Origin of the sequence: Arthrobacter sp. ok909 (assembly GCF_900104405.1) — a bacterium.
Classification (GTDB): domain Bacteria; phylum Actinomycetota; class Actinomycetes; order Actinomycetales; family Micrococcaceae; genus Arthrobacter; species Arthrobacter humicola.
Genome location: NZ_FNJS01000020.1, coordinates 24,715 through 47,840, shown reverse-complemented (window position 1 = coordinate 47,840; position 23,126 = coordinate 24,715). Strand labels below are relative to the sequence as shown.

Below are 23,126 nucleotides of genomic sequence, written 5' to 3'. Positions count from 1 at the left end.
CCCTGGCCCCTGCAGACCGATAGAGTTCGCGCATCTGTTCCGGACACTTCTTAGGAGCCCTCGTGCTTAAAGGAATCAGCAGGATGACAGGTGCCGTGGCGGGGCTGGTGCTTTCGCTCGGCATGATCGCGCCGTCGGTGGCGGCAGTGGCCGCGGCGGGCTACGACATCAGTTCCGCCTCCAGCCTGCAGGTTGTGGTCAACAAACACCGGCAGCTGAACCCTGCCACGTACGTACCGGCGCAGCTGGTCAGGGTCCAGGGGGAACGGTTGCGGGCTGAGGCCGCGGACGCCTACAAACAGCTGACCAAGGCCGCCAAAGCGGCCGGCGTGAACATCATCCCCGTCAGCGGCTACCGTTCGTACAGCCAGCAGGCCAGCCTCTATAACAGCTACGTGAGCCAGTACGGACAGGCGACGGCGGATACCTTGGCCGCGAGACCCGGCTACAGCGAGCACCAGACCGGCCTGGCGATGGACATCGGCAATGCCAGCGGAACCTGTGCCCTGCAAGCCTGCTTCGCGAATACCCCGGCGGGGCAGTGGGCGGCTAAGAACTGCCGGGATTACGGATTCATCATCCGATATCCGGCCGGCGCCGAGGACACTACCGGCTACGCCTACGAGCCATGGCATCTGCGCTATGTGGGAAAGAACGTCGCTCTCGATATGAGCAGCACGGAGACCCTTGAGGATTACTTCGGCCTGGAAGCGGCCCCGGATTATCTCCAATAAGGGAGCCGCGCGCAGACCCGTCTATGTAGCCCAGTCGGCCTCGTCGTAGGAGCGTCCGCGGAAGTGTGCGCGGAGGTACTCCCCCACCACGGCAGCTCCCAGATCACCGGCGTCGGGCGCCACCACCCGGCCGTCGATTCGACGGGCCATCCGCTGGACGAACCGTTCCAGGCCCGGGTCGTCGCCGAGCCGGAAGAACGTGGCCTGCGTGCCGGCACGCCCAAGGCGGTCCAGCTCGGCGATGGTGACCCGGATGGTCTCTGGGTCCGGCGGCCAATTGAACCACGAGTCGCCGTCGGCCAGCAGGTGCGCGGTGGGTTCGCCGTCGGTCACTACCAGGAGGACGGGCTGCATCGACGGGTGCTGGCGGAAGAATCGGCCGGCGAGCAGCAAACCGTGGTGCAGATTGGTCCCCTGCTCGCGCAGGGCCGGCAGGGCCGTGAGCTCGCCGATATCCATGGACTGCGCGTAGCGGCCGAACGTGATCAGCTGCAGCCGGTCGCCGCGGAACCGGGTTGTGACCAGGTGGTGCAGGGCAAGCGCCGTGCGTTTCATGGGCACCCACCGTCCCTCAGCGGCCATCGAGAAGGACACGTCCGCGAGCAGGACCACGGCGGCCTGTGTGCGCGCTTCCGTCTCGGTCACTTCGATGTCACCCACGGCGAGGCGCAATCCGCGCCCCGGATCACCCCCGTCGGCGATGGTGCGGCGGATCGCGTTGGTGATGGTCCGGGTGACGTCCCACGGTTCGGCGTCGCCGAACTCCCACGGGCGGCTGGAGCCGGTCTGCTCGCCGGCCGCCCCGGCGACGCGCGTGTCCCGGCGCCCCTGTCGGCCGGAGAGCTGTTTGGCGGTGTCCCGCAACAGCAACCTGCCGAGCCGTCGCATGGCCTGCGGTGACAACCGGAGATCGCCGTCGGCCCCGCGCCGGAGGTAGCCGCCGTCCTGCATGGCCCGCTCGATCTCCGCGAGGGTGCGGGCCGTCACGGCGGCACCCTGTCCGAGCTGGCGGGCGAGGGCGTCGAGGTCCAGGTCGTCGAGGCGTGACCCGTTGTAGGACTGGGACAGCTGTTCGGCCAGCTCGTCGAGTTCGGCGATGTCCTGGAGTACGCCGGTGCCGTCACCGAGTCCGAGTCCCTCCTCACCCTCGAAGCGTTCGGAGCCGGACCAGTCCTCGCCGGGGCGCAATGCCTGCAGGTTGGCGTCGAGTTGGCCCAGCTGTGCCATAAGCTCGGGCGAGCCGAACGCCTGCGCGGAGAGCCGCATCAGCTCCTCGCGCTGCTCGGCGGACATGGATTGCAGGAGCCGCTGGGCTGCGGCCGCCCGCTGGGCGAGCGCGTCCACCAGCTCCTCGACCGACTGCGGGTTCTCCGGAAAGAAGTGGCCGTGCTTGGCCATGAACTCCTGGAAGTCCGCATCCGTGTCCTCGCCGCGCCGGTGCTTGTCGAGCAGCTCGTTAAGGTCCTGCAGCATCTCGCTGACGGCCGCGCGATCCTCCTCCGTCGCGCCCTCGAGCGCCTGCTTCATCCCGGCGAACCGCTGGTCCAGGATCTCGCGGCCCAGCAGGTCCTTGATCCGCTCGTAGGCGTCCCGGGCGGTGCTCGACTGCCAGTCATAGGAGGCGAGCTCGTTGACCGCTGCCGCCGTGGACTTCGGCAGGTTCTGCAGCTGCATCTCCCGTACGGCACGGTCCGTGTCGTCCATCCGAACGTCGCGGGCGAGCTGTTTCCGCTCCTCCAGCACCGCAGTGTCCAGTAGCTTCTGCACCTCGTTGAGGGTGCCGTCCAGCCGGTGCCGGCTCAGCAGGTCACTGCGCCGCTGCTGCACCTGACCGGCGAGGTCATCGAGCCCTTCCCGGCTGCGGCCGCCACGCCGCAGGAACTCCTGCAGGGCGTGCCGGGGCGAGTAGCCTGCCATGACGTCCTCGGCGACGGCCTCAAGTGCCTCTGCCAGGTCAACCGGCGGGGCGAGCGGATCGGGTCCTCCCGTGTACCGGCCGTATCGGGACCGGTTGTGAACGCTCATGGGGCCCTCCTGTCCTTAGCCGTAGATCGTCGCCTCGTCGTCGGACTCCTTGGAGATCCGCCGGGCGAGGTAGAGGCCTTCCAGGGCAAGTTCGACGGCGGCGGCTCGCTGCCCGTCGTTCGTCGCGCCCAGGCGCTCAGTGATTTCGTCGTAGAGGCTGGATCCGTTGAGGGACGGGAGATTTTGGAGGAACTCCCGCGCCGTGACCAGTTCCCCGGTGGTCACCGTGGAGTGACCGTCCAGCGCGGCCACGAGTGGACCCATGTCGATGCCGTGGAAGTGCGCCCGCACCGCTTCCGCGGTGGCCATGCGCAAAAGGTGGTCCAGGATGTCCTGTTCCCGCCCTTCCTCGCCCGACTCGAACTCAATCTTCCCTCCGAGGACCTCCACTGCCGCGTCCAGGTCGATGATCCGGGCGACGGCTTCGTCTTCTCCGCGCACACTGGCCCGGCGCAGGGCCGCCGCGGCGACGGTTTCGGCACCCGCGATGGCGAACCGCGCGGAGACTCCCGAGGTCTGGTTGATCGCCGGAGACTGCCGCAGCGCCCGGGTATAGCGGGCCAGGATCTCGAGGATGACGGGCGGAACGCCGGCCACCAGGTGCCCCTCCTGCCGGATGACGGCGACCTCGTCGTCGAGCTCTATCGGGTAGTGAGTGCGGATCTCGGCACCGAAACGGTCCCTCAGCGGCGTGATGATCCGGCCTCGGTTCGTGTAGTCCTCCGGGTTGGCGGACGCGACCACCAAGACATCCAACGGCAGCCGCAGCACGTAGCCGCGGATCTGGATATCGCGTTCCTCCATCACGTTGAGCATCGAGACCTGGATCCGCTCGGCGAGGTCGGGCAGCTCGTTGATGGCGATGATTCCGCGGTTGGAGCGCGGCACCAGACCGTAGTGGATAGTTTCCGGGTCCCCGAGACGGCGGCCCTCGGCCACGCGCATCGGGTCGACGTCGCCGATCAGGTCGGCGACGGAGGTGTCCGGCGTCGCAAGCTTCTCAACGTACCGTTCCGAGCGGTGACGCCACGCCACCCGGAGCCGGTCCCCCTCGGTGAGGGCGAGGGCCCGGCAGTGCTCCGTGATCGGTTCATACGGGTGTTCGTTCAGTTCCGAGTCCTCGATCACCGGCGACCACTCGTCCAGAAGGCCGGCCAGGGTGCGGAGGAGCCGGGTCTTGCCCTGTCCGCGTTCGCCGAGCAGGACGACGTCGTGGCCCGCGAGCAGCGCCCGCTCGAGCTGGGGCAGGACGGTCCGGCTGAAGCCGAACATCCCGGGCCAAGGATCTCGGCCGGCGGCGAGCGCGGCGAGCAGGTTGTCGCGAATTTCGCGGCGCAGGTCCTTGTGAACGTGGCCGGAGGCACGGAGTTCACCAACAGTGAAGATATCGGGGCGATCACTCACTCCTCCACCGTAGACCTGTACCCGGCGGGGAATCGAGGGATTCTTTGAGATTCCTGAGCTTTGGGCCCGAGTGCGGCATACGCTGGATGCTGATGACTGCAGCAACGCCGGCACCCGTCACTTCACCTGAGCGGCAGGGCACGCTCCTCCTTCTGGTGCGCCATGGGGAGACGCCGACGACGGGAACGGTCCTGCCGGGGCGCGCGCCGGGACTGCATCTGTCCGAGCGGGGCCGAGCCCAGGCTGAACGGGTCGCGGACCGGCTCTTTGGTCTACCGGTGGACGCCCTATATTCGTCCCCGCTGGAGCGCGCCTGCGAGACGGCGGAGCCGACTGTGGCACGAACGGGACTGGACGTGAAGCACGACGACGGGCTGCTCGAATGCGACTTCGGCGACTGGACCGGATCTGCGATCGCCGACTTGGCGGCCCTTCCGGAATGGCAGACGGTCCAGCACAGCCCGTCCGCCTTCCGTTTCCCCAAGGGCGAGAGCTTTCCGGAGATGCAGGCGCGGATCGTCGGCGCGATGGAGGCCCTGCGTGCAGCCCACGCCGGCGGCGTGGTCGTGTGTTTCTCCCACGCCGATCCCATCAAGGCCGCGGTTGCCCACGCCCTGGGCACGCACTTGGACCTCTTCCAGCGCATTGTCATCAGCCCGGGCTCGGTGTCGGCCATCTCGTTCGTTGAGGGTCAGGACCCGGCGGTGCTGATGGTGAATTCGACGGCGGAGCCGCTCAGTGGGTTGAGGGCACAGTGAACGGGGGCAGACGGTGTCCGGCCGGGAGCTGACACTGCTCGCCGAGGGCCGCATCGAGCTGCTCGGGCGCATCCCGCGCAGCAGCAACGAGACGTTCCTCGTCCAGGTCTCCTGCGAGGAGGACGAGGCGTATGCGGTCTACAAGCCGGAGGCCGGGGAACGGCCGCTGTCCGATTTCGAGCCGGGGCTCTACCGGCGGGAACGCGCCGCGTACCTGCTCAGCGAGTCCCTGGAGTGGGGACTCGTGCCGGCGACGGTCATCCGCGAGGACGCCCCCTTGGGGATCGGGTCGCTGCAGTGGTTCATCGAGTGCGACTTCCAGGAGCACTACTTCACGCTGTACGAGGACGCCCCCGAGACCCACCGCGAGCTGGCGCGGATCGCCGTGTTCGACTACGTCGCCAACAACACCGACCGTAAGAGCGGCCACGTGCTGCGTGGCCACAACGGACGGGTGTGGGGCATTGACCACGGGCTGTGCTTCTCCGCAGATTTCAAACTACGCACCGTGATCTGGGACTTCGCCGGTGAACCCATCCCCGGTGCCCTGCTCGAGGACATCGCTCCGCTCGCAGAGGCAACACCCCCCGGGGTGGCCGAGCTCCTCGATGACGACGAGATCACCGCCCTGCAGCACCGCGTGCAGCGCCTGCTGCGCGCACGGGTGCTGCCGGTTGACCGCACCGGCATGCGGTACCCGTGGCCGCTCGTTTAGGAGGGCAATACGCGGCGTAGGCGGAGCGGCTTTGGATTTATTAGAGACCTTACGTCACACAACGCGACGGCATCCGGATCCGGACCAGCAACGCCCTACCCTTGACGGGTGACATTGACTAAAATCCGCACCGCCGCCGCGAGCTCCTTCGCCGCCGCAGGTCTCCTGTTTTCCCTCGCCGCCTGTTCGACGCCGGCCGCCACCCAGCCCACCTCCTCTGCACCGGCTTCCCCGGCAGCAACTTCCTCCAGCGCCGCCTCCGAGCCCTGCACCGGCGTGAAGGTCATCACCGATTCGGGCGCCCTGAAGCAGGCCGCCGCTGACACGTCCGTTTGCGTTCCCGTGGACGCGCCGACTCTCGCTTCCAAGGTGCTCGAAGATGCAAAGGTGAAGATCGAGGGCACTGCCGCATATCCCAAGGAACTGGTGTGCCGTGTGAACGGTGTACCCGCCGCAGACTTCGACATCGCCCACAAGGGCGGCACGTACCGGGAAGATTGCAGCAAGATGCCCGCCGCCTTTGCCTACTGGGCTCTCTGGGTCAAGCCGGCCTCCGGCGCCTGGGCATACGCGCAGGAAGGCCTCGGCACCCTGAAGGTCAACGCGGGAGAGAGCCTGGAACTGCTCTTCACGGTCGACGACGCACCGGCCGCACCCGCGGCATGACATTTCGACCCGCGCCGTTACGCGCAGCGGCGGCTCTCGCCGCCGTCTTCATCGCGGCGCGGGTCCTCTACCGCATTCTCTTCAACGGGGCGGGCACCGGTGAACCCGTTCTGCTGAACATGCCGCCGGTGCCGCTGCCTGCCCCGTATGCCCATGTGGTCCTCCTCGGCCCGGTTACGGCGCCCGGCCTGTGGGCGGCGGTCCTGTCCGCCCTGCCGATCGCCGGAATGATCCTCGTCTTCGGCATACTCAACGCTTGGGTGGACGTGGCCCGCGGCTTCCGGCACCTGGCCCGCGGCGGCCCCCTGCAGGGCACGGCCCGGACGCTTGTGGTGGCTTGGGCGGCGCTCCCGGCGCTCTCCGACGCCGTGACCTCCGTACGCCTGGCTTTTCGATTGCGGGGCGAACGCTTCGGACCCCGCGCCCTTGTTCCCGTGCTCGAGCGCACCCTCGAGCACGCCGGAAGGGTAGCCGCGGCCCTGGAGTTGCGCGGCTTCGGCAGCCGGACAGCACACGAACCCGCCCCCGCCACCGCCACCGAAGCACCGGTTCTCATCCCAGACGCACAATTCCGCATTGGTGACACGCAGGTGCGCGTCACCGGGTTCACGCCGTCGAGCGGGTCAATGACGGTCATTACCGGGCCGACGGGCTCCGGCAAGTCCACGATCCTGCGAGGTATCGCGGGCCTCCTCTCCCACGTTGACGGTGGAGATATTTCCGGCACGGTGCGCGTCGCCGGCACGGACCGTTCCGCCACGCCGCCGCGCGATACCGCCCGCCTCATCGGAGTCGTATTGCAGAATCCCCGCGCCGCATTCGCCACCACCCGGGTCCGGGACGAAATCTCCCTCGCACTTGAGCTGCGCGGCGTGGCTTCCGGCACCGCCAAGGCCCGGGCGCTGGAGGTCGCGGAGCGCATCGGAGTGTCGGCGCTGCTGGACCGGAATGTCAGCACCCTCTCGGCGGGTGAGGCAACGCTCGTAGCCATCGCCGCCGCGGTGGTGGACCATCCGGTCCTGCTCCTGGTTGACGAGCCCCTGGCCGACCTTGACACCGCAGCACGCGGACGCGTCATCGCCGTCCTCGGCGCCCTCGCCCGCGACGGGGGTGTCTGCGTCATCGTGGCGGAGCACCGGGCGGAAGCTCTCGTGCCCGTTGCCGACGCCTGGTGGACCCTCGACGACGGCACGCTGATGCCCGGCGTCGCGCCGTCCGCGTCGGCCCCGGCCGTTGAGTATCCGACGCCCGTGTCAGAAACGGAGCACGCACCCGTACTGACTGCGACAAACCTCGCGGTGCACCGCGAGGGCAAGCCGCTCGTGCGCGACGCATCCCTGGCCCTGCACCGCGGTGAAGTGGTCGCCCTGGTGGGGCCGAACGGGGCCGGGAAGTCGTCCCTCCTTGTGGCGCTCGCCCTGGGGGAAGGCACGCACGATGAAAGCACAGTCGGCGGCCACGTGGCCCTCGTGCCGGACGCCTCCGACGACCTCTTCACGCGGGACACCGTCGCGGCAGAGCTCAGGGCGGCGGAGCGACGCCGGGAACGTGACTCGCGTCGTTCGAACCGGCGTCGCCCGGGTAGTGACCAGCTTCCGCCGGGGTCTGCGGAATCGCGCCTTGCACGCCTGCGGGGATACGTCCGGATGCCGATTGGACACGAGCACCCGCGGGACCTCTCTGCCGGGGAGCGCAGGATCCTTGCCATCGCGCTGCAGACCATGGACGACCCGCAGGTACTCCTGATCGACGAGCCGACCCGCGGGCTCGATTACGAGGCACGCACAGCCGTCGCGGCTGCGCTCCGGGCCGCAGCGGACGACGGCGCGGCGGTCCTGATCGCCACCCACGACCTCGATTTTGCCCGCGGCCTCGGCGCCCGGATCCTCCCGATGCTCGACGGCGTCGCCCCCTCATCCGTGACAGAGGCCGCCCCGGCCAGTGCCGTCACAGCACAAAGCATGACAGCACAACGCATCGCCGCACCGCGGTTCATCGACCCACGGCCGGACAATCCGGGTGCAGCAGCAAAAGCCCGCCACTTCCGGATGCCGCGGGGCGTGGAGTTCGCAGTTCTCGCGGCTGCAAACCTTCTTGCCCTGGCAGCGTTCTGCTGGCCGTTGCTCGCCGCAGCCCTCCCGGAGGATGCCGCCGCGGCCCTCCCCTACGCGGCGCTGGCCATCGCGCCGCTCGCCGCGGTCGCCGTCGTGGTGTCGCTCGACGGCTCGGTCCGCTCCGCGCATACGGTGGCGTTGCTCGGCGTGCTGGCCGCCATTGGCTCGGCGGTGCGGGTGGCGAGCACCGGCGTCGGCGGTGTGGAGGCGGTCTTTATCCTGCTGATCCTGGCCGGCCGCGCCTTCGGTGCCCGTTTCGGCCTGCTCCTCGGAGCCGTCACCATCGCCGTGTCCAGCGTCCTGTGGGGTGGCATCGGGCCCTGGTCACCGTTCCAGATCTTCGCCTGCGCGTGGGTGGGCGCCGGGGCAGGCCTGCTCCCCCGCAAGGTGCGGGGCAGAGCCGAGCTATGGATGCTGTGCGGCTACGGGGCCCTGGCGTCCTACGCGTTCGGCCTGATGACAAATCTGTGGTTCTGGCCCTTCGCGGTGGGTGCCGGTACTGGCATTTCCTACGTGCCCGGCGCGCCGCTGGCCACCAACCTCAGCAGCTTCCTGCTCTACACGCTCCTGACCTCGACCGCCGGATGGGACACCTTGCGTGCCATCACGACGATCATGGGAATCACCCTGGTGGGGCGGGCCATTCTCGCCGCACTCCGGCGGGTGAAGCCGGTCTCCAGCGGGGGCAGGCAGGCCGCACAGGCCCAACCCGCCGAGGACACGGACCGGCTCCAGCTCGGAGTCTGAGGACACCGGTGGGACACCCCTTGCACGCTGTTCCCGACCTATCGCAGAACCTCTAGGGCGCTACTCGCGAACCTCGATGTCGGGGTGGTTCTCTATGACCCACTTGGCCATCCGCCGCCCCCGTCCTGCGATGAACTCCAACGTGGCCTCCCGGTACGTCACGAACTCCTCGGTTGTGGCCGGTGTGCCCGAACGCTCGAATTGGTCGAACGGCAGGTAGAACAGAACCTCGTCGTAGCCGGGCGTCACGAGGTCTTGCAGGTGGAAGAAGTCCACGAACTCCGCGAACCCGTCGAAGAGCGCGAAGAAGTCCTCGTAGGCGTTGAGGACACTGGTTAGGGGGCTCTCTTGCTCTCCACCGTAGTGACGCCGGATGCACTCAAGGGTGAGGTCCATCCGGTCAGCGATCAGCCGACCTGAGGGACCGAACCCTCGTGACGTGTTTATGGTGGGTCGGTCCTTCTTCCTGACGGGCCAAATCATCGAACTGCCGATGGTGTACGGCGGGTTAAGGTAGCGGGACCGCTGTTCCTCGTTCAGACCGGCAATGGCGTCGACCAGAGGCCTCGGACGTAGCCAGTTTGTGTAGGAGGCGGTGATGGCGTCGCTGCCGTACCAGTGCTTGGTCTCGGAGTCGTCGGTGAAGATGAGGTAGCCCTTCCGACGGGCCGATGGCGGGGTCGGGGCGAATTTGACGCCGGAGTTCAGCTCCTTGGTCCACAGCAGCGCATGGTCAAACCGGAGCCTCGGACTGTCCCTGTCCGCGTCGGGTCTGGTCTTCGCAGGCTTGTCGGTCTTGTAGTCGAATGAAGTATCAAAGACGCACATGGTGGCAGTGTATGCGCACGTCAAGACATTGAGGCCGTTTCAGACCCCAACTCACACCTTGAAGTACTTCGCCTCCGGGTGGTGGAACACGAACGCGTCGGTGGACTGTTCGGGGTGCAGCATCAGCTCATCGCTCAGGACCACGCCCATCCGCTCTGGACGCAGCAGTTCCGTTACCTTGCGGCGGTCCTCCATGTCCGGGCACGCGGGGTATCCGAGCGAGAACCGCGCACCGCGGTAGTCGAGCTTGAACAGCCCGGTCTTGTCCTTCGGCTCCTCGGAAGCGAAGCCCAGCTCCGAGCGGATGCGCGCATGCCAGAATTCCGCGAGCGCCTCGGTGAGCTGCATAACCAGGCCGTTAAGTTCGTAGTAGTCGCGGTAGTGGTTTCCTTTGAACAGCTCGCCAGTCACCTCGTCGATCTTGGAGCCGGCGGTGACCAGCTGCACAGGCAGCACGTCCACCTGTCCCGATTCGCGCGAGCGGACGAAGTCGGCGAGGCACAGGTGCCGGTCGCGGCGCTGGCGCGGGAAGTCGAAGCGCAGCCGCTCGGTGCCGATCGGGCCGCCTGAGCCGCCGTCGGGGGCGAGCAGTCCCGCGGTGCCGAGGACGCCGTCGCGGTCCTCCCCGTGGTGCAGCACCACCACCTGTTCCCCCTCGGAGACCACCGGGAAATAGCCGTACGCGACGGACGCGTCAAGCATTCCCTCGCCGAGGATGCGGTCCAGCCAGTACCGCAGGCGCGGCCGACCCTCGCGTTCCACCAGTTCCTCATAGGAGGCGCCGTCCTCGCCGCGGCCGGGCTTGAGCCCCCACTGCCCCATGAAGGTGGCGCGTTCGTCGAGGAAAGTAGCGTAGTCGTGGAGTGCGACGCCGCGCACAATGCGCGTGCCCCAGAACGGCGGCGAAGGCACGTGATTGTCGGAGGCGACGTCGGACCGGCCGGGCATCGCCTCCGGCTCGGTCACCGTGAACTTCGGGCCGCCTTTGTGGATCCGCTTCTTCAGCGGCGGAAGTCCGACGGCGGCCGGGTCGGCGCCGCGGGCCACCTGCACCAGGGGCTCCATGAGTGCCAGGCCCTCAAAGGCGTCCTTGGCGTACCGGACGGTTCCTTCAAACTGCTCCGCCAGGTCCTGCTCCACGTATGCACGGGTCAGGGCTGCGCCGCCGAGGATGATCGGCCATTTCTTCGCGAGCCCCCGGGACTGCAGTTCGGCGAGGTTTTCCTTCATCACCACAGTGGACTTCACCAGCAGGCCGGACATGCCGATCACGTCGGCGTTGTGCTCCTCGGCTGCGGCCATGATCTCGGCGATCCCCTGCTTGATGCCGATGTTGATCACTTTGTAGCCGTTGTTGGTGAGGATGATGTCCACCAGGTTCTTGCCGATGTCGTGCACATCGCCGCGCACGGTGGCGATCACCATGGTGCCCTTGCCAGAGGAATCCGACTTCTCCATGTGGGGCTCGAGCAGGGCAACCGCATTCTTCATCACCTCGGCGGACTGCAGCACGAAGGGCAGCTGCATCTCGCCGGCGCCGAAGCGTTCGCCAACCACCTTCATGCCTTCGAGCAGCTGATCGTTGATGATGCCCAGCGGGGTCATGCCTTCGGCGCGCGCCAGGTCGAGGTCCTCTTCGAGGCCTTTGCCTTCGCCGTCGATGATGCGCCGCTGCAGGCGTTCGCCGGTGGGCAGCGCGGCGAGTTCAGCGGCGCGCTGGTCCTTGAGCGCTGCGGTGTCGACGCCGGCGAACAGGTCCAGCATGCTGTTCAGGGGGTCGTACGTGGCATTGCCGTCGGCGTCGTATTCGCGGCGGTCCCAGATGAGGTCCAGCGCCACCTTGCGCTGCTCTTCCGGCAGCGACGCGAGCGGCACAATCTTGGCGGCGTCAATGATGCCGCTGGTCAGGCCCGCCTGCACGGCCTCGTGCAGGAACACCGAGTTCAGGGCCATGCGCGCTGCCGGGTTCAGGCCAAAGGACACGTTGGAGACGCCGAGAGTGGTCTGGATGCCGGGATATTTCGTGGTGATCTGGCGGATGGCCTCGATCGTTTCGATGCCGTCCCGGCGGGTTTCTTCCTGGCCGGTGGCGATAGGGAAGGTCAGGCAGTCGACGATGATGTCCTCGACGCGCATGCCCCATTCGCCCACCAGGGCGTCGACGAGGCGCGAGGCGATGGCCACCTTGCCCTCGGTTGTGCGTGCCTGACCGTGCTCGTCGATGGTCAGGGCGATCACAGCGGTGCCGTGTTCCTTCACGAGCGGCATGATGCGCGCGAAGCGGCTGTCCGGGCCGTCACCGTCCTCGTAGTTGACGGAGTTGACCACCGGCCGTCCGCCGATGAGTTCGAGCCCGGCCTGCAGGACGGGTGGTTCGGTGGAGTCGATGACCAACGGGAGGGTGGAGGCCGACGCGAAACGTGAGACGACCTCCTTGATGTCGGCCACGCCATCGCGCCCCACGTAGTCAATGCACACATCGAGCAGGTGGGCGCCGACGCGGACCTGCTCGCGGGCGATATCGACGCAATCGTCCCAACGCTCGTCGAGCATCGCCTGGCGGAACGCCTTCGAGCCGTTCGCGTTGGTGCGCTCGCCAATCGCGAGGTACGCAGACTCCTGGTCGAACGGCACATGATGGTAGAGGGACGCGATGCCGGCTTCACGCTCGGTGGGAACACGGCTGCCGTCAGCGCCCCTCCCGCCGCTGGTGACAGCGACACTGGCGCGCAAGGGCGCAAGACGCTCGACGACGGCGGCCATGTGCTCCGGCGTCGTACCGCAACATCCGCCCACGAGGCCCAGGCCGAATTCGCGCACGAACTGCTCGTGCGCAGTGGCGAGTTCGGTGGGTGAGAGCGGGTAGTGCGCGCCGTTGGCACCAAGGACGGGCAGGCCGGCGTTGGGCATGCAGGCGATGGCTACGGTGGACTGCTTGGAGAGGTGGCGCAGGTGCTCGCTCATCTCATCCGGCCCGGTGGCGCAGTTGAGGCCGATGGCGTCGACGCCGAGCGGTTCGAGGGCGGTGAGCGCAGCGCCGATCTCGGAGCCCATCAACATGGTTCCGTTGGTTTCGACGGTCACCTCGACGAAGATCGGGAGCCGGATGCCGCGGGTGACGATCGCCTGCTTGCAGCCGTTGACCGCGGCTTTGGTCTGCAGGAGGTCCTGGCTGGTCTCGATGAGGAAGGCGTCCGCTCCCCCGTCGATGAGGCCCTCGGCCTGCAGCGCGAACGCCTGTTTGAGGTAGTCGTAGCTGGTGTGGCCGAGGCTGGGGAGCTTAGTGCCCGGCCCCATCGAGCCCAGTACCCACCGCATCCGCCCGTCTGTTTTTTCTGCCGCTTCGGCACGGTCCCGGGCGATCTGCGCGCCCTTCCGGGCGAGCTCTTCGATCCGGTCGTCGATGCCGTAGTCAGAGAGGTTGGACCAGTTCGCGCCGAAGGTGTTGGTTTCGACCGCATCGATACCCACGGCGAAGTACGCGTCGTGAATGTCCGCGAGGACATCCGGACGCGTGGCATTGAGGATCTCGTTGCAGCCTTCAAGGCCCAGGAAGTCGTCCTCGAGCGACAGCTCACGCCCCTGCAGCATGGTGCCCATCGCCCCATCGGCAATGACGACCCGGTGGTTCACTGCATCCAGCAGCTCCTGCGAACGGACGGGGCGGGGGACGGACTCAATATCAAGCGCAAAACGAGGCATCTAAACAGACTACGGGCGGGGCAGTATGCAGTGCGCTGTATTTCCATGTACTACGACGGCGGGGGTCGTCTTCCTGAGACCCTCGAGTCACGACACGGGCCCGATCAGTCGGGAAGGGCCTCACTTTCGTAGACTCGATGGAGATCCGACCGTCTCCTCTGTAGAGACAAGCCCGCCACAGGAAGAGCCATCGATGAAGATTGTCGTTCTAGTAAAGGAGGTCCCCGACACCTACGGGGACCGGAAACTGAACCTGGAAACAGGCCTCGCCGACCGGCAAGCCAGCGAGGCAGTCATTGATGAGATTGGTGAGCGTGCCTTGGAACTGGCGCTGACGTACGCCGACGCACACGAGGGCACCGAGGTCGCAGTCCTCTGCCTCGCTCCCGAGGGTGCGACGGCAACGATCCGCAAGGGGCTTGCGATGGGCGCGGGGAGCGCCATCCACGTCTCTGACGAGGCGCTCCGGGGGGCGGATCTGGGACTTACCGCCGAAACCCTCGCAGCAGCGATCCGACGCGCCGGGTTTGACCTCGTGATCACCGGCAACGTCTCCACCGACGGATCCGGCGGGATGATTCCCGCGATGCTCGCAGAATTGCTTGACGTGCCGCACGCTACCGGCCTCAGCTCCGTCGAAATCAGCGACGGCGCCGTGTCCGGCACCAGGCCCGTTGAATCCGGTGTGCAGAAGGTGTCAGCGAACCTGCCCGCGGTGATTTCCATTACCGAGGCGCTTCCCGGCGCACGCTTCCCGAACTTTAAGGGAATCATGGCCGCGAAGAAGAAACCCCTTGAGGTGCTTACCCTGGCAGACCTCGGGATCACGGCCGACAACCCGGAGGCGGCGCGTTCGATCATGCTGACCATTGCAGAGAAGCCCCCGCACGCGGCGGGCGTAAAGATCATTGACGAGGGTGACGCCGGCGAGAAGCTCGCTGACTTCCTTGTCGAAAACCGACTGGCTTAGGGAGAAACGACATGACTGAATTCCCTCCTGACGCCATCCTCGTCGTCGTCGAAACCCGGGCCACCGGTGAACTCGAGAAGGCTGCACCCGGACTCTTCGGCGCTGCCGCTGCGGTCGGCACGCCCATCGCCTTGGTACTTGCCGCACCCGGCGCCGGCAGCGCCGCCGCCGCGGAGGCCGCCGTCCTGGGTGCCGCGCACGTGCTGATCGCGGAAGCTCCCGATCCTTCCGTGCTCGGAGTGCCGGGCGTTGACGCCCTTGCCGCCGCCGCGGAGCAGGTGCAGCCGGACGCGATCCTGATCTCGCATTCTCTGAACGGGCGCGACCTCGCCGGCCGTTACGCTGCCCGCACGCGTGCAGCGATTTCCGCCGATGCGATCGGTGTGTCCCGTGACGACGAAGGCGTCGTGGCTCACCACTCCGTCTACGGCGGTGCCTACAACGTGACGTCAACGTCCACGTTCGGGGCGCCGGTAATCACGGTTCGGCAGGGCTCCATCGATGCGCGGGCTGGGGCTCAGCCGGAAGCCTCGGAGACCTTGGCCGTGACGCGCTCCGAGAAGCCGGCCGCGCGGATTGACTCGTTTGAGGAGGCGGTTGCCGCCACCTCGCGACCGGAGCTGCGTGGGGCCGCGAAGGTTGTCGCGGGTGGTCGCGGCCTCGGGTCGAAGGAACAGTTCGCACTGGTCGAACAGCTCGCCGATACGCTCGGGGCTGCCGTTGGCGCTTCGCGTGCCGCGGTGGATGCGGGCTACATCCCGCAGTCGCAGCAGGTCGGCCAGACCGGGGTTTCGGTGTCATCGCAGTTGTATATCGCGCTGGGCATTTCCGGCGCCATTCAGCACCGGGCCGGCATGCAGACCGCGAAGACGATCGTCGCCATCAACAAGGATTCAGACGCGCCGATCTTCGAGATCGCCGACTTTGGTGTGGTCGGCGACCTCTTCAAGGTTGTGCCCCAGCTGATCAGCGCCCTTGAGGCTCGGAAGAAGTAGTCATGGCAACTTTTTCTCGGTCTGTTCGGCGGGGCCTGCCGCGCGTCGAAGGTGGTGACCCCTGGCCTGCAGCCGGCCAGGCGCCTGCACGCATTGTGTCGGCAGGAGCGGCAGCCCTGTCCGCGCCTGTTTCCGGGGCGGGATCGGTCACCGCCGCGCCAGCGGTCCCCGCACCCTCCGCCCCCGCCGCTGCCCGGGAAACGGCACCGGCGGTATTGTCCGCTCCGGTCCCGGCCGTGAACGCAGGTGCCGCGGTCGCACGGCCGCTTCGCCGCGGCCTGCCGCGTTTGCCGGGCGGGGAGCCGTGGCCGCCCGCCGGCGAGGCACCCGTATCAGCGGGGGCTCCCGCCGCAGGCGCCACGCCCGCGCCGGTCACAGATGCTGCTGCGGCTGCAGCAGCGGCACAGACGGCGACGGCGGCAGCCGCAGCGCCGACGTCGACGGCGCCTCCAGCTGTTCCGGCCACCGCACCCGCCGCACCTGCGGCAGTGACGATGGGAACCACTTCGCTGCGCCGCGGACTTCCCCGCATCCCCGGTGGCGAACCGTGGCCGCCGGCCGGGCTGGCTCCGGCGGCTGCCGCCGCCCCTGCGGTGCAGGCAGATTCCGGACACATTGCCCAGGCCCCGGCCGCCAGTGTGGTGGAGGCCGTTGCCGAGGCTGAGCCTGCGGCAACGGCGAGTGCACCCGCGGCCACAGCCGCCCCAGCGGCGGCACAGCCCGCCGTCGCCGCAGAAAAGCCCGTCAGGCCAAGAACCGAGGCGAGGCTCTACGGTTCGCGTACCCGGGGCCAGTGGATCAAGCTCGTCGTGCTCCTCGCGGTCGGCGCCGTGGCCGCCGCCGGGATCCTTGTGCTCGCCGCGCGCGGTGTAACGACGCTGCCGGGCGTGCCGGAGTTCCTCAAGAGGTACCCGGGCGCATATCCCCTGCCCGACACGGTGGAGCCCGGCTTCCCCTGGTGGGCGCAGTGGGCGCACTTCCTGAACATCTTCCTGATGGTGCTCATCATTCGCTCCGGCTATCAGGTGCGCACTCAGCAGAAGCCGCCGGCGTTCTGGACGCCGAAGCGCGGTGGCAAGAAGATCAGCATCAATCTGTGGCTGCACCAGTCGCTCGACATTTTGTGGCTGGTCAACGGACTCATCTTTGTGGTGCTGCTGTTTGCCTCGGGACGCTGGATGCGAATCGTCCCGACCAGCTGGGAGGCGGTCCCGAACGCACTCTCCGCGCTACTGCAGTACATGACACTCGACTGGCCCGTTGAGAGCGGCTGGGTGAACTACAACAGCCTGCAGCAGATCATGTACTTCCTCGTGGTGTTCATCGCGGCCCCGCTCGCGGCGATCACGGGTGTGCGCATGAGCGAGTTCTGGCCGAAGGACGCGAAGAGGCTGAACAAGATCTACCCAGTGGAGGTTGCACGCGCCATTCACTTCCCGACGATGCTGTTCTTCGTGCTGTTCATTCTCATCCACGTGTTCCTGGTGTTCGCGACCGGTGCGCTGCGCAACCTGAACCACATGTTCGGCGGCACCGACGTGGTGAACTGGGTCGGATTCTGGCTCTTCGCGGCCGCAATCGCCATCACCGCGGCCGGGTGGTACGCCGCCCGACCGCTCATAATCGCGCCAATCGCGAAGCTGTTCGGTCAGGTGAGCAGCCGCTAGGTTTCACCGGGCCGAATTGCCCCTTCAGGTGCCCAGTAGACGGCGATCGTGGGCGAAGGCGACCAGCTGCAGCCGGGTTCGGAGCTCCAGCTTGTCCAGCACGCTGCGCAGGTGGGTCTTGATGGTCGCTTCGGAGACGAACAGGCTCGCCGCCATTTCGCCGTTGCTAAGGCCTTTGGCCGCGAGCAGGAAGACGTCCCGCTCCCGCGCGGAGAGGACGTTGAGGACCGACAGGTCCGGGCCCGTCGCGGGAGCACTGCGGGCAGCATGTTCAAAGAGAGAGTGGATGGATCCTGGCGCGATGACCGAATACCCGGAGTGAACAGTGCGGATGGCTGCCAGGAGGAACTCCGGTTCCGCGCTCTTGAGGAGATACCCGCTGGCCCCGGCCTGCACTGCCTGGACCACGGCATGATCCCGGTTGAAGGTGGTCAATGCGATGATTTTTGGCTTGTCGGTGCCGGCAGCATCGGCGCGCTGCACAATCCGCCGGGTGGCCTCGACGCCATCCATGACCGGCATCCGCAGGTCCATCAGCATGACGTCCGGACGACGTTCGCTTGCCAGGACTATCGCCTGTTCCCCATCGTTCGCCTCTCCGGATAGTTCCATGTCCTCCTGGCTGTCTATGAGCATGCGGATTCCTGCACGAAACAGAGGCTGGTCATCCACCAGGGCGACGGCGATGAGCGCCCCGGCATCAGCCACGGTCGTGCACTTCCCGGGCAATCGCTGCTCGCTGCAGTCCGATTGCCGCGAGCAGCGGCCGGGCTTCCGCATCCGTGATTTCCGTGAGGGAGCCCCCGGCTTCAGCGCAGGCTGTATCGTCCGCTTCCCTCGCTTCCCGGGTTCCGTAGGGGACGAAGACCGTCACACGGAAGTGTTCGCCGTCCGGGCCGGCCGTGAGCCAGCCGCCGGCCAGATGGGCGCGTTCGCGCATGCCGGGAAGTCCCCGCCCGACCCGGGAGGAGGACGGATCGCCGGCGCCTGCTTGGCCGTGGTCTAGTGCCGAGGCCACGTGCAGGGTCAGGCCCGGGCCGCTCCAGTCAAAGTGGAGCCGCACGTCCGTGCCGCGCCCGCCATGTTTGAGCGCATTGGTCAGGCATTCCTGGACGATCCGGTAGACCGCCATCTGCTGGCCAGTTGAAAGTTCCACGGATGTCCCGGACTCGCTGCGGTGGACCTTCAAACTGCCGCGCTGCATCCCTTCGATGAGAGCCGGAATGTCGCTAAGTCGCGGCTGGGGCGTCACCATGCCGTCATCACGGACTCCCTCGATGACGCGTTGGGCATCCACCAGTGCGCTGCGGGCTGACCGGGCGATGGTGTCCAGGGCGTTGAGGACAGCTTTGGGCTGGTCCTTGCTCAGGTATCGGGTTCCATCGGCTTGGGCGGCGATGACTGCCAAGGAATGGGCGAGGACGTCGTGCAGGTCCCGGGCGATGCGCGTCCGTTCCTGCTCCACAATCAGGTCGATCTCGGCTTCTTTCAGGTTGCTCTGCGCCAGCTCCCGTGCCCGGAACAGGCTGCCCCGTTCCTGGTACAGCGCCAACAGGAGTCCGACGGCGGCGCAGGCTCCGGCGATCAACAGGAGGAGTGCAAATAGCTGCCAGCCGTAGTCCTGAAGCATCCAGCGGTCGCCGGCGTACGCAGGAGGGTACCAGCCGACGCCGTTGCCGTACCTCCACGAGAGCATCAGGAACGCCATGATGGCAGCGGCGACCACGTTCGCGCCCGCAGCGATAAAGCGCAGCCGCTGCGGTGCGGTCCACAAGATGAAGCCAAGAGCGACAAAGGAGCCCAGATAGATGGCCCAGTGATTGGAAGCCATCGGCGGCAGGGCATGACTTAGTTGTCCGGCAAGGAGTGCAACCGTGAACCCGAGGGACACCAGCGGCTTCCAGGAAGCTGTCGCAATGGCCAAGGTCATCAGCACCAGGGGCCAAGTTCCAGACCAGGTGTCCAGACCCGTGTTGCTCGCCCCGTACCCACCGGTCGGGCCCATTCGGCCGGTCTCAGCCACACACCAGAGGGAGAAGAAGATGACGGCCGCCACGAGGGCGCCCCAACGCCGGACATATGTCAGAACTGGTTCCATGCCAGTCACCATATCCACGGCATTCACCCCAGGCCTTCCATATCCCAGCAATCTCAACCTAAAAGCCAGAGGATTCATTCTTTGAGCCAGAAACTAACTGCTACCGGCCACACGGTACTTCCGTTCTGCGGTGAAAGGCGAGGAGCATTCGGGCCAGTGCTGAGAGACCTCCGGGCTGACGGCGTAGCCACGGCAGAAGAGCTCGAGCGCCTGCTCGCCCTCGGCGCTCGGCGCAGAGACGTCGACCAGAAATCAGGCGTTCAGCAGTTTCAATGCCCGCATCACGAGGTTTCCACCGGTGACTCGGGTATCCGTCCCCATTCAGCCCAGGAGCCGTCGTAGACCCGGACGTCCTCACGGCCCAGCAAATAGGTGAGCGCGAACCACGCCGTGCAGGCTCGGATTCCGATAGTGCAGTACGGAATCACCTCGCGTGCGCCCGCGGGGTCTATCGGCGCAAATATCTCCCGCAATTCTTCGACGTTTCGGAACGCCCCGCCGTCGTCGCGCAAGGCGTCGATCGACAAGTGAACGGCCGAGGGAATGTGGCCGGCGCGACCTCCTGGTTCGAGTCCACCAGACGGCCAGAACCGCTCGCCCCGGAATTCAAGATCACTGCGCACATCCAGAATCGTGACCGAGGGGTCATCAATCGCGCTCTGCACCCGCGTCCGATCGGCGCGGAGCCGTTCATCCTGGTCGGGCAGACGGTAGTCGGTCGTAGCCGGTGCGGGCACCTCCGTGGTCCACGGACGTCCGGCCTCTTGCCACGTGCCTCGAGAGCAGTCGAGAACGCGGACGTCGGTATGGCCGTAGAGCTTCATGAGCCAGAAGCCCATTGCCGGTCCATAGCCATAGAAGACCACGGTTGAGTCCGGGGCAATCCCGGAACCGGCGATCAGCTTTTGGACAGCGGGCGTATCGACGAGCTGGTAGTTGCCGTCCTTCAGGTCCCGGTAGACGTTCCACAGCACAGCACCCTCAATGTGCCCGCGGTCATAAGCCGTCGCATTCACGTCGATCTCAATCAGGCGAAGCCCTGGATCGTGCAGATGCTCCTCAAGCCATGGCGCATCGACGAGGACATCGCCCCCGGCATCGCCCGTATCGTACATCTCCGGACCTCCTGAAGTGGGTCAGGGAACGGGACGGAGCCCGCTCTTCGCTGAGAATCCGCACATTACTCCGCCTCCGGTCAATCCGGTACGGGCAGCGGCAAAGACGGTGGCTGCCGGGCTGCAACTAGGTGACCAGCGGGACCGGCGGCGGGCTCCGCCAGCCCGTCAAGAGTTCATCCGGCCCCGGATCACTCTCGCGCGGCGGCGTGGACCTGCTTGACGGGTTTTGTGGCGGGCATGCCGATGACGGCGACGACGGTGAGTACGGCGGCGATCAAGACGGCCAGGAAGACGGCGGAGGAGGCCGCGACGACTGTTTGGGGGTCCGTGTCGCCGTGCGGGGTTCCGGCGTAGACCGCGTTCGCTATCGCCCCGAAAACGGCGACGCCGATGGAGCTGCCGATCGACCGCGCGAACAGGTTGGTGCCGGTGACCACACCGCGTTCGTTCCATTCGACGCTCGATTGGGCGGCGATGAGGGTCGGGGTCGCGACGAGCCCGAGTCCCAGCCCGACGATGAAGCAACTGCCCGCGACCAGCGCAACGCTGGGGACAGAGGCGGTGAGGGCAAGGACTGCTGTGCCGATGACGGTGACCGTGATGCCGATCATGGCCGTGTTCCGGAACCCAATCCGAAGATACAGGCGGCCCGATTGGGACGCGCTGATCGGCCAGCCGATGGTCAGGGCCGCGAGGGCGAGCCCGGCCAGGATCGGGGAGGTGGAGAGTGCTCCTTCGAGGAACGTGGGGACGTAAGAGGTGAGGCCAAGCATGACCGCTCCGACGCCGAAGGCGATCATCGCCGTCGTCGCCAGCAGCCGCCGGGACACCACCCACGGCGGCAGGACCGGCTCCGCCGCCCGCCGTTCAACCAGGATGAACGCAGCGAACAAGAGGGCGCCGCCCGCGAACACTGCAATGCTGATGGCGGAATCCCAAGCCCAGGCCTGGCCGCCCTCGAGGGCCCCGAGAATGAGCAGGGTGAGCGAAACTGTGAGCAGCCCCGCCCCCAGATAGTCGACCCGGTGCTTCACGCGCTCAATATTCTCGTGGAACGACCGGACCAGCATCCACCCTGCCACGAGGCACAGCGGGATGTTCACGAGGAAGATGCCACGCCAGATGCCCAGTGCGGCAAACACTCCGCCGAGCGTCGGGCCAACCACCGAGGAAACGGCCCACACGCTCGCAAGGTAGCCTTGCACTTTTGCCCGCTCTGCCAGCGTGTAGATATCGCCGGCGATGGTGATGGCCATCGGCTGGACCGCTCCCGCGCCCAGGCCCTGCACCACGCGGAAGGCGATGAGGACCGGCATGCTCCAGGCAACGCCGCACAGGATCGAGCCGAGCAGGAACAGGCCGATTCCGATGAGCATGATCGGTTTACGGCCGATGGTGTCGGAGAGCTTCGCGTAGACAGGTACTGACACGGCCTGCGCCAGCAGGTAGGCGGAGAAGAGCCACGGGAACGACGCGAACCCGCCGATGTCTTGGACTATCGACGGCACCGCCGTCGCCACTACCGTCGCATCGATCGCCACCAGACCCGTGGAGAGCATCAGGGCAATGAGGACAGGTCCGCGTTTGGAGCGGAAGCCGACTCCGTCGGCAGTCGATGTCGTCATGTGATCTCGTTCCCATCCGCGTGCAGGGCGCGTTGCGCGCAGAACCGGTTCCGGCCCCGACTGCATAACCGCACCCTTCTCCGAATTAGTCCCGGACGCCGTGCGGCCGGCCTCACGTTCCGAAACGACATCGTCAGGGCCCGGGTGGCAGATCGCGCTGGAGGATCCGTCCGGCAATGTGGCCGAGTTATTCCAACCCGCGGGCACGTAAACACCGCGGGCCGGGTGAACTCTGCTGCCAAGCAGACGGCGAGACATCCTGCCCCTGCCCTCGGCGCGTCACCGGAAAATGCCAACGGCACAGGCGCACAGTAAGAATATGAAATCACTACAAAGTGATGAAGTCGTCGCCGTACGTGGCGTCCTCACCGATACACACCCGGTCGATTTCCATGCCCTTGGGCTGACCGGCGCAATTGACCGTCTGACCCTCCCCTCCGCGAACGCGGCACCGTGGTGCATCTGGAGACTCCGCACCACAGGATGGAAGTAGACCGACAGTCCGCAACTCTTCTGTACCGGGCAGCGCAGGAGCTCCTCAGCAATGTCTACAAATTCGCCCAGGCATCAGCGGTGACGGTCCGGCTGGGCTGCGTCACCCACGGCATGACCCACGGCGTTCAGCTCAAAGTGACCGACAACGGCGGTGGTTTCGACGCACCGGCAGCCATGACTGGCCGGCACACCGGCATGGGACTACGCCTCATGCGCCTGGCGGTGGACCTTGCTGGCGGCGAGGTGATGATCGATTCATCCGCCGCCGCAGGAACTTGTGTGACCATAACGCTGCCCCTGGACTAGGGTCGGCCCCCTTTTCCAGTCGTAGCCCGCACGGAGTTCTGATTGCCTCAGGTCCGGGCCTCCGCGTCGGCGAGCCGCCGCAGACCGGTCTGGATCCTCGGGGACGCAGATTCAATCCCGCTATCGAGCCCCGCGATCAGTCTCTGCAATGCCGCTTCG

18 protein-coding genes are annotated in these 23,126 nt (G+C 66.8%); 10 read left to right on the top strand and 8 right to left on the bottom strand.

All coding sequences use genetic code 11. The annotated features are described in order from the left end of the window. Nucleotides 1-62: 62 nt before the first annotated feature. Nucleotides 63-734 carry a M15 family metallopeptidase gene (locus BLR03_RS15645; protein WP_254788534.1) on the top strand — a complete coding sequence of 224 codons (672 nt, stop codon included), beginning with the start codon at nt 63-65 and terminating at the stop codon, nt 732-734. Nucleotides 735-755: 21 nt separating this feature from the next. Here BLR03_RS15645 and BLR03_RS15640 read toward each other — a convergent pair whose 3' ends face one another. Further along, nucleotides 756-2,759 carry a vWA domain-containing protein gene (locus BLR03_RS15640; RefSeq protein WP_091254348.1) on the bottom strand — a complete coding sequence of 668 codons (2,004 nt, stop codon included), beginning with the start codon at nt 2,757-2,759 and terminating at the stop codon, nt 756-758. A 15-nt stretch (nt 2,760-2,774) separates the two neighbouring features. Next, the gene (locus BLR03_RS15635) at nt 2,775-4,163 is read right to left on the bottom strand and encodes a sigma 54-interacting transcriptional regulator (RefSeq protein ID WP_091254346.1); all 1,389 of its coding nucleotides are present in this window, start codon (nt 4,161-4,163) and stop codon (nt 2,775-2,777) included. A gap of 86 nt (nt 4,164-4,249) precedes the next feature. Between BLR03_RS15635 and BLR03_RS15630 the strand changes: the two genes are divergently transcribed. The 4 genes from BLR03_RS15630 (at nt 4,250) to BLR03_RS15615 (ending at nt 9,163) form a co-directional block, all read left to right on the top strand. Beyond that, a complete protein-coding gene (locus BLR03_RS15630; RefSeq protein WP_091254344.1) occupies nt 4,250-4,921 on the top strand; it encodes an MSMEG_4193 family putative phosphomutase in 672 nt (223 codons plus the stop codon). A 13-nt stretch (nt 4,922-4,934) separates the two neighbouring features. Then, a complete protein-coding gene (locus tag BLR03_RS15625) occupies nt 4,935-5,636 on the top strand; it encodes an SCO1664 family protein (protein WP_091254342.1) in 702 nt (233 codons plus the stop codon). Between the two features lie 108 nt (nt 5,637-5,744). Further along, nucleotides 5,745-6,302 carry a hypothetical protein gene (locus tag BLR03_RS15620; RefSeq protein WP_091254339.1) on the top strand — a complete coding sequence of 186 codons (558 nt, stop codon included), beginning with the start codon at nt 5,745-5,747 and terminating at the stop codon, nt 6,300-6,302. After that, the gene (locus BLR03_RS15615; protein WP_091254338.1) at nt 6,299-9,163 is read left to right on the top strand and encodes an ATP-binding cassette domain-containing protein; all 2,865 of its coding nucleotides are present in this window, start codon (nt 6,299-6,301) and stop codon (nt 9,161-9,163) included. The genes BLR03_RS15620 and BLR03_RS15615 overlap by 4 nt, the downstream gene beginning before the upstream one ends. Before the next feature lie 60 nt (nt 9,164-9,223). On the opposite strand, the gene BLR03_RS15610 is transcribed toward BLR03_RS15615, so the two are convergent. Together BLR03_RS15610 and metH are read right to left on the bottom strand one after the other, a co-directional pair. Beyond that, nucleotides 9,224-9,991 carry a DUF6994 family protein gene (locus BLR03_RS15610; protein ID WP_254788533.1) on the bottom strand — a complete coding sequence of 256 codons (768 nt, stop codon included), beginning with the start codon at nt 9,989-9,991 and terminating at the stop codon, nt 9,224-9,226. 51 nt (nt 9,992-10,042) lie between these two features. After that, complete coding sequence (gene metH / locus BLR03_RS15605; RefSeq protein ID WP_091254333.1) at nt 10,043-13,693, bottom strand: methionine synthase; 3,651 nt, start codon at nt 13,691-13,693, stop codon at nt 10,043-10,045. A 193-nt stretch (nt 13,694-13,886) separates the two neighbouring features. Between metH and BLR03_RS15600 the strand changes: the two genes are divergently transcribed. From BLR03_RS15600 to BLR03_RS15590, 3 genes are read left to right on the top strand one after another with little or no spacing between them, the layout of a single operon-like run. Beyond that, nucleotides 13,887-14,663: an electron transfer flavoprotein subunit beta/FixA family protein gene (locus BLR03_RS15600; protein WP_091254330.1), complete on the top strand. Its 777-nt coding sequence runs from the start codon at nt 13,887-13,889 to the stop codon at nt 14,661-14,663. Between the two features lie 11 nt (nt 14,664-14,674). After that, entirely contained in the window at nt 14,675-15,658 is a 984-nt protein-coding gene (locus BLR03_RS15595; RefSeq protein WP_091254327.1) for an electron transfer flavoprotein subunit alpha/FixB family protein, read from the top strand. Nucleotides 15,659-15,660: 2 nt separating this feature from the next. Next, nucleotides 15,661-17,325 (top strand): cytochrome b/b6 domain-containing protein, encoded by a 1,665-nt coding sequence (locus tag BLR03_RS15590; protein ID WP_091254324.1) that lies wholly within the window; start codon nt 15,661-15,663, stop codon nt 17,323-17,325. 24 nt (nt 17,326-17,349) lie between these two features. On the opposite strand, the gene BLR03_RS15585 is transcribed toward BLR03_RS15590, so the two are convergent. From BLR03_RS15585 to BLR03_RS15570, 4 genes are all read right to left on the bottom strand, one after another. Further along, nucleotides 17,350-18,033, bottom strand: coding sequence for a response regulator (locus BLR03_RS15585; RefSeq protein WP_254788532.1), 684 nt, complete (start codon nt 18,031-18,033; stop codon nt 17,350-17,352). Then, nucleotides 18,026-19,423 carry a sensor histidine kinase gene (locus tag BLR03_RS15580; protein ID WP_091254442.1) on the bottom strand — a complete coding sequence of 466 codons (1,398 nt, stop codon included), beginning with the start codon at nt 19,421-19,423 and terminating at the stop codon, nt 18,026-18,028. The genes BLR03_RS15585 and BLR03_RS15580 overlap by 8 nt, the downstream gene beginning before the upstream one ends. Before the next feature lie 281 nt (nt 19,424-19,704). Next, on the bottom strand, nt 19,705-20,538 hold the full coding sequence (locus BLR03_RS15575; RefSeq protein ID WP_091254318.1) for a sulfurtransferase: 834 nt from the start codon (nt 20,536-20,538) through the stop codon (nt 19,705-19,707). 191 nt (nt 20,539-20,729) lie between these two features. Further along, nucleotides 20,730-22,166: an MFS transporter gene (locus BLR03_RS15570; RefSeq protein WP_091254316.1), complete on the bottom strand. Its 1,437-nt coding sequence runs from the start codon at nt 22,164-22,166 to the stop codon at nt 20,730-20,732. 319 nt (nt 22,167-22,485) lie between these two features. Here BLR03_RS15570 and BLR03_RS25345 point away from each other — a divergent pair, with 319 nt between their 5' ends. Together BLR03_RS25345 and BLR03_RS15565 are read left to right on the top strand one after the other, a co-directional pair. Then, a complete protein-coding gene (locus BLR03_RS25345; protein WP_368086977.1) occupies nt 22,486-22,659 on the top strand; it encodes a hypothetical protein in 174 nt (57 codons plus the stop codon). After that, entirely contained in the window at nt 22,650-22,967 is a 318-nt protein-coding gene (locus BLR03_RS15565) for a sensor histidine kinase (protein WP_368086976.1), read from the top strand. The genes BLR03_RS25345 and BLR03_RS15565 overlap by 10 nt, the downstream gene beginning before the upstream one ends. Nucleotides 22,968-23,126: the final 159 nt, after the last annotated feature.

Coding starts and splice junctions, on each gene's coding strand:
- BLR03_RS15640 (WP_091254348.1), bottom strand. CDS start 2,759: ATGAGCGTTCACAACCGGTCCCGATACGGCCGGTACACGGGAGGACCC.
- BLR03_RS15630 (WP_091254344.1), top strand. CDS start 4,250: ATGCTGATGACTGCAGCAACGCCGGCACCCGTCACTTCACCTGAGCGG.
- BLR03_RS15615 (WP_091254338.1), top strand. CDS start 6,299: ATGACATTTCGACCCGCGCCGTTACGCGCAGCGGCGGCTCTCGCCGCC.
- BLR03_RS15610 (WP_254788533.1), bottom strand. CDS start 9,991: ATGTGCGTCTTTGATACTTCATTCGACTACAAGACCGACAAGCCTGCG.
- metH (WP_091254333.1), bottom strand. CDS start 13,693: ATGCCTCGTTTTGCGCTTGATATTGAGTCCGTCCCCCGCCCCGTCCGT.
- BLR03_RS15600 (WP_091254330.1), top strand. CDS start 13,887: ATGAAGATTGTCGTTCTAGTAAAGGAGGTCCCCGACACCTACGGGGAC.
- BLR03_RS15595 (WP_091254327.1), top strand. CDS start 14,675: ATGACTGAATTCCCTCCTGACGCCATCCTCGTCGTCGTCGAAACCCGG.
- BLR03_RS15590 (WP_091254324.1), top strand. CDS start 15,661: ATGGCAACTTTTTCTCGGTCTGTTCGGCGGGGCCTGCCGCGCGTCGAA.
- BLR03_RS15580 (WP_091254442.1), bottom strand. CDS start 19,423: ATGGAACCAGTTCTGACATATGTCCGGCGTTGGGGCGCCCTCGTGGCG.
- BLR03_RS15575 (WP_091254318.1), bottom strand. CDS start 20,538: ATGTACGATACGGGCGATGCCGGGGGCGATGTCCTCGTCGATGCGCCA.
- BLR03_RS15570 (WP_091254316.1), bottom strand. CDS start 22,166: ATGACGACATCGACTGCCGACGGAGTCGGCTTCCGCTCCAAACGCGGA.
- BLR03_RS25345 (WP_368086977.1), top strand. CDS start 22,486: ATGAAATCACTACAAAGTGATGAAGTCGTCGCCGTACGTGGCGTCCTC.
- BLR03_RS15565 (WP_368086976.1), top strand. CDS start 22,650: ATGGAAGTAGACCGACAGTCCGCAACTCTTCTGTACCGGGCAGCGCAG.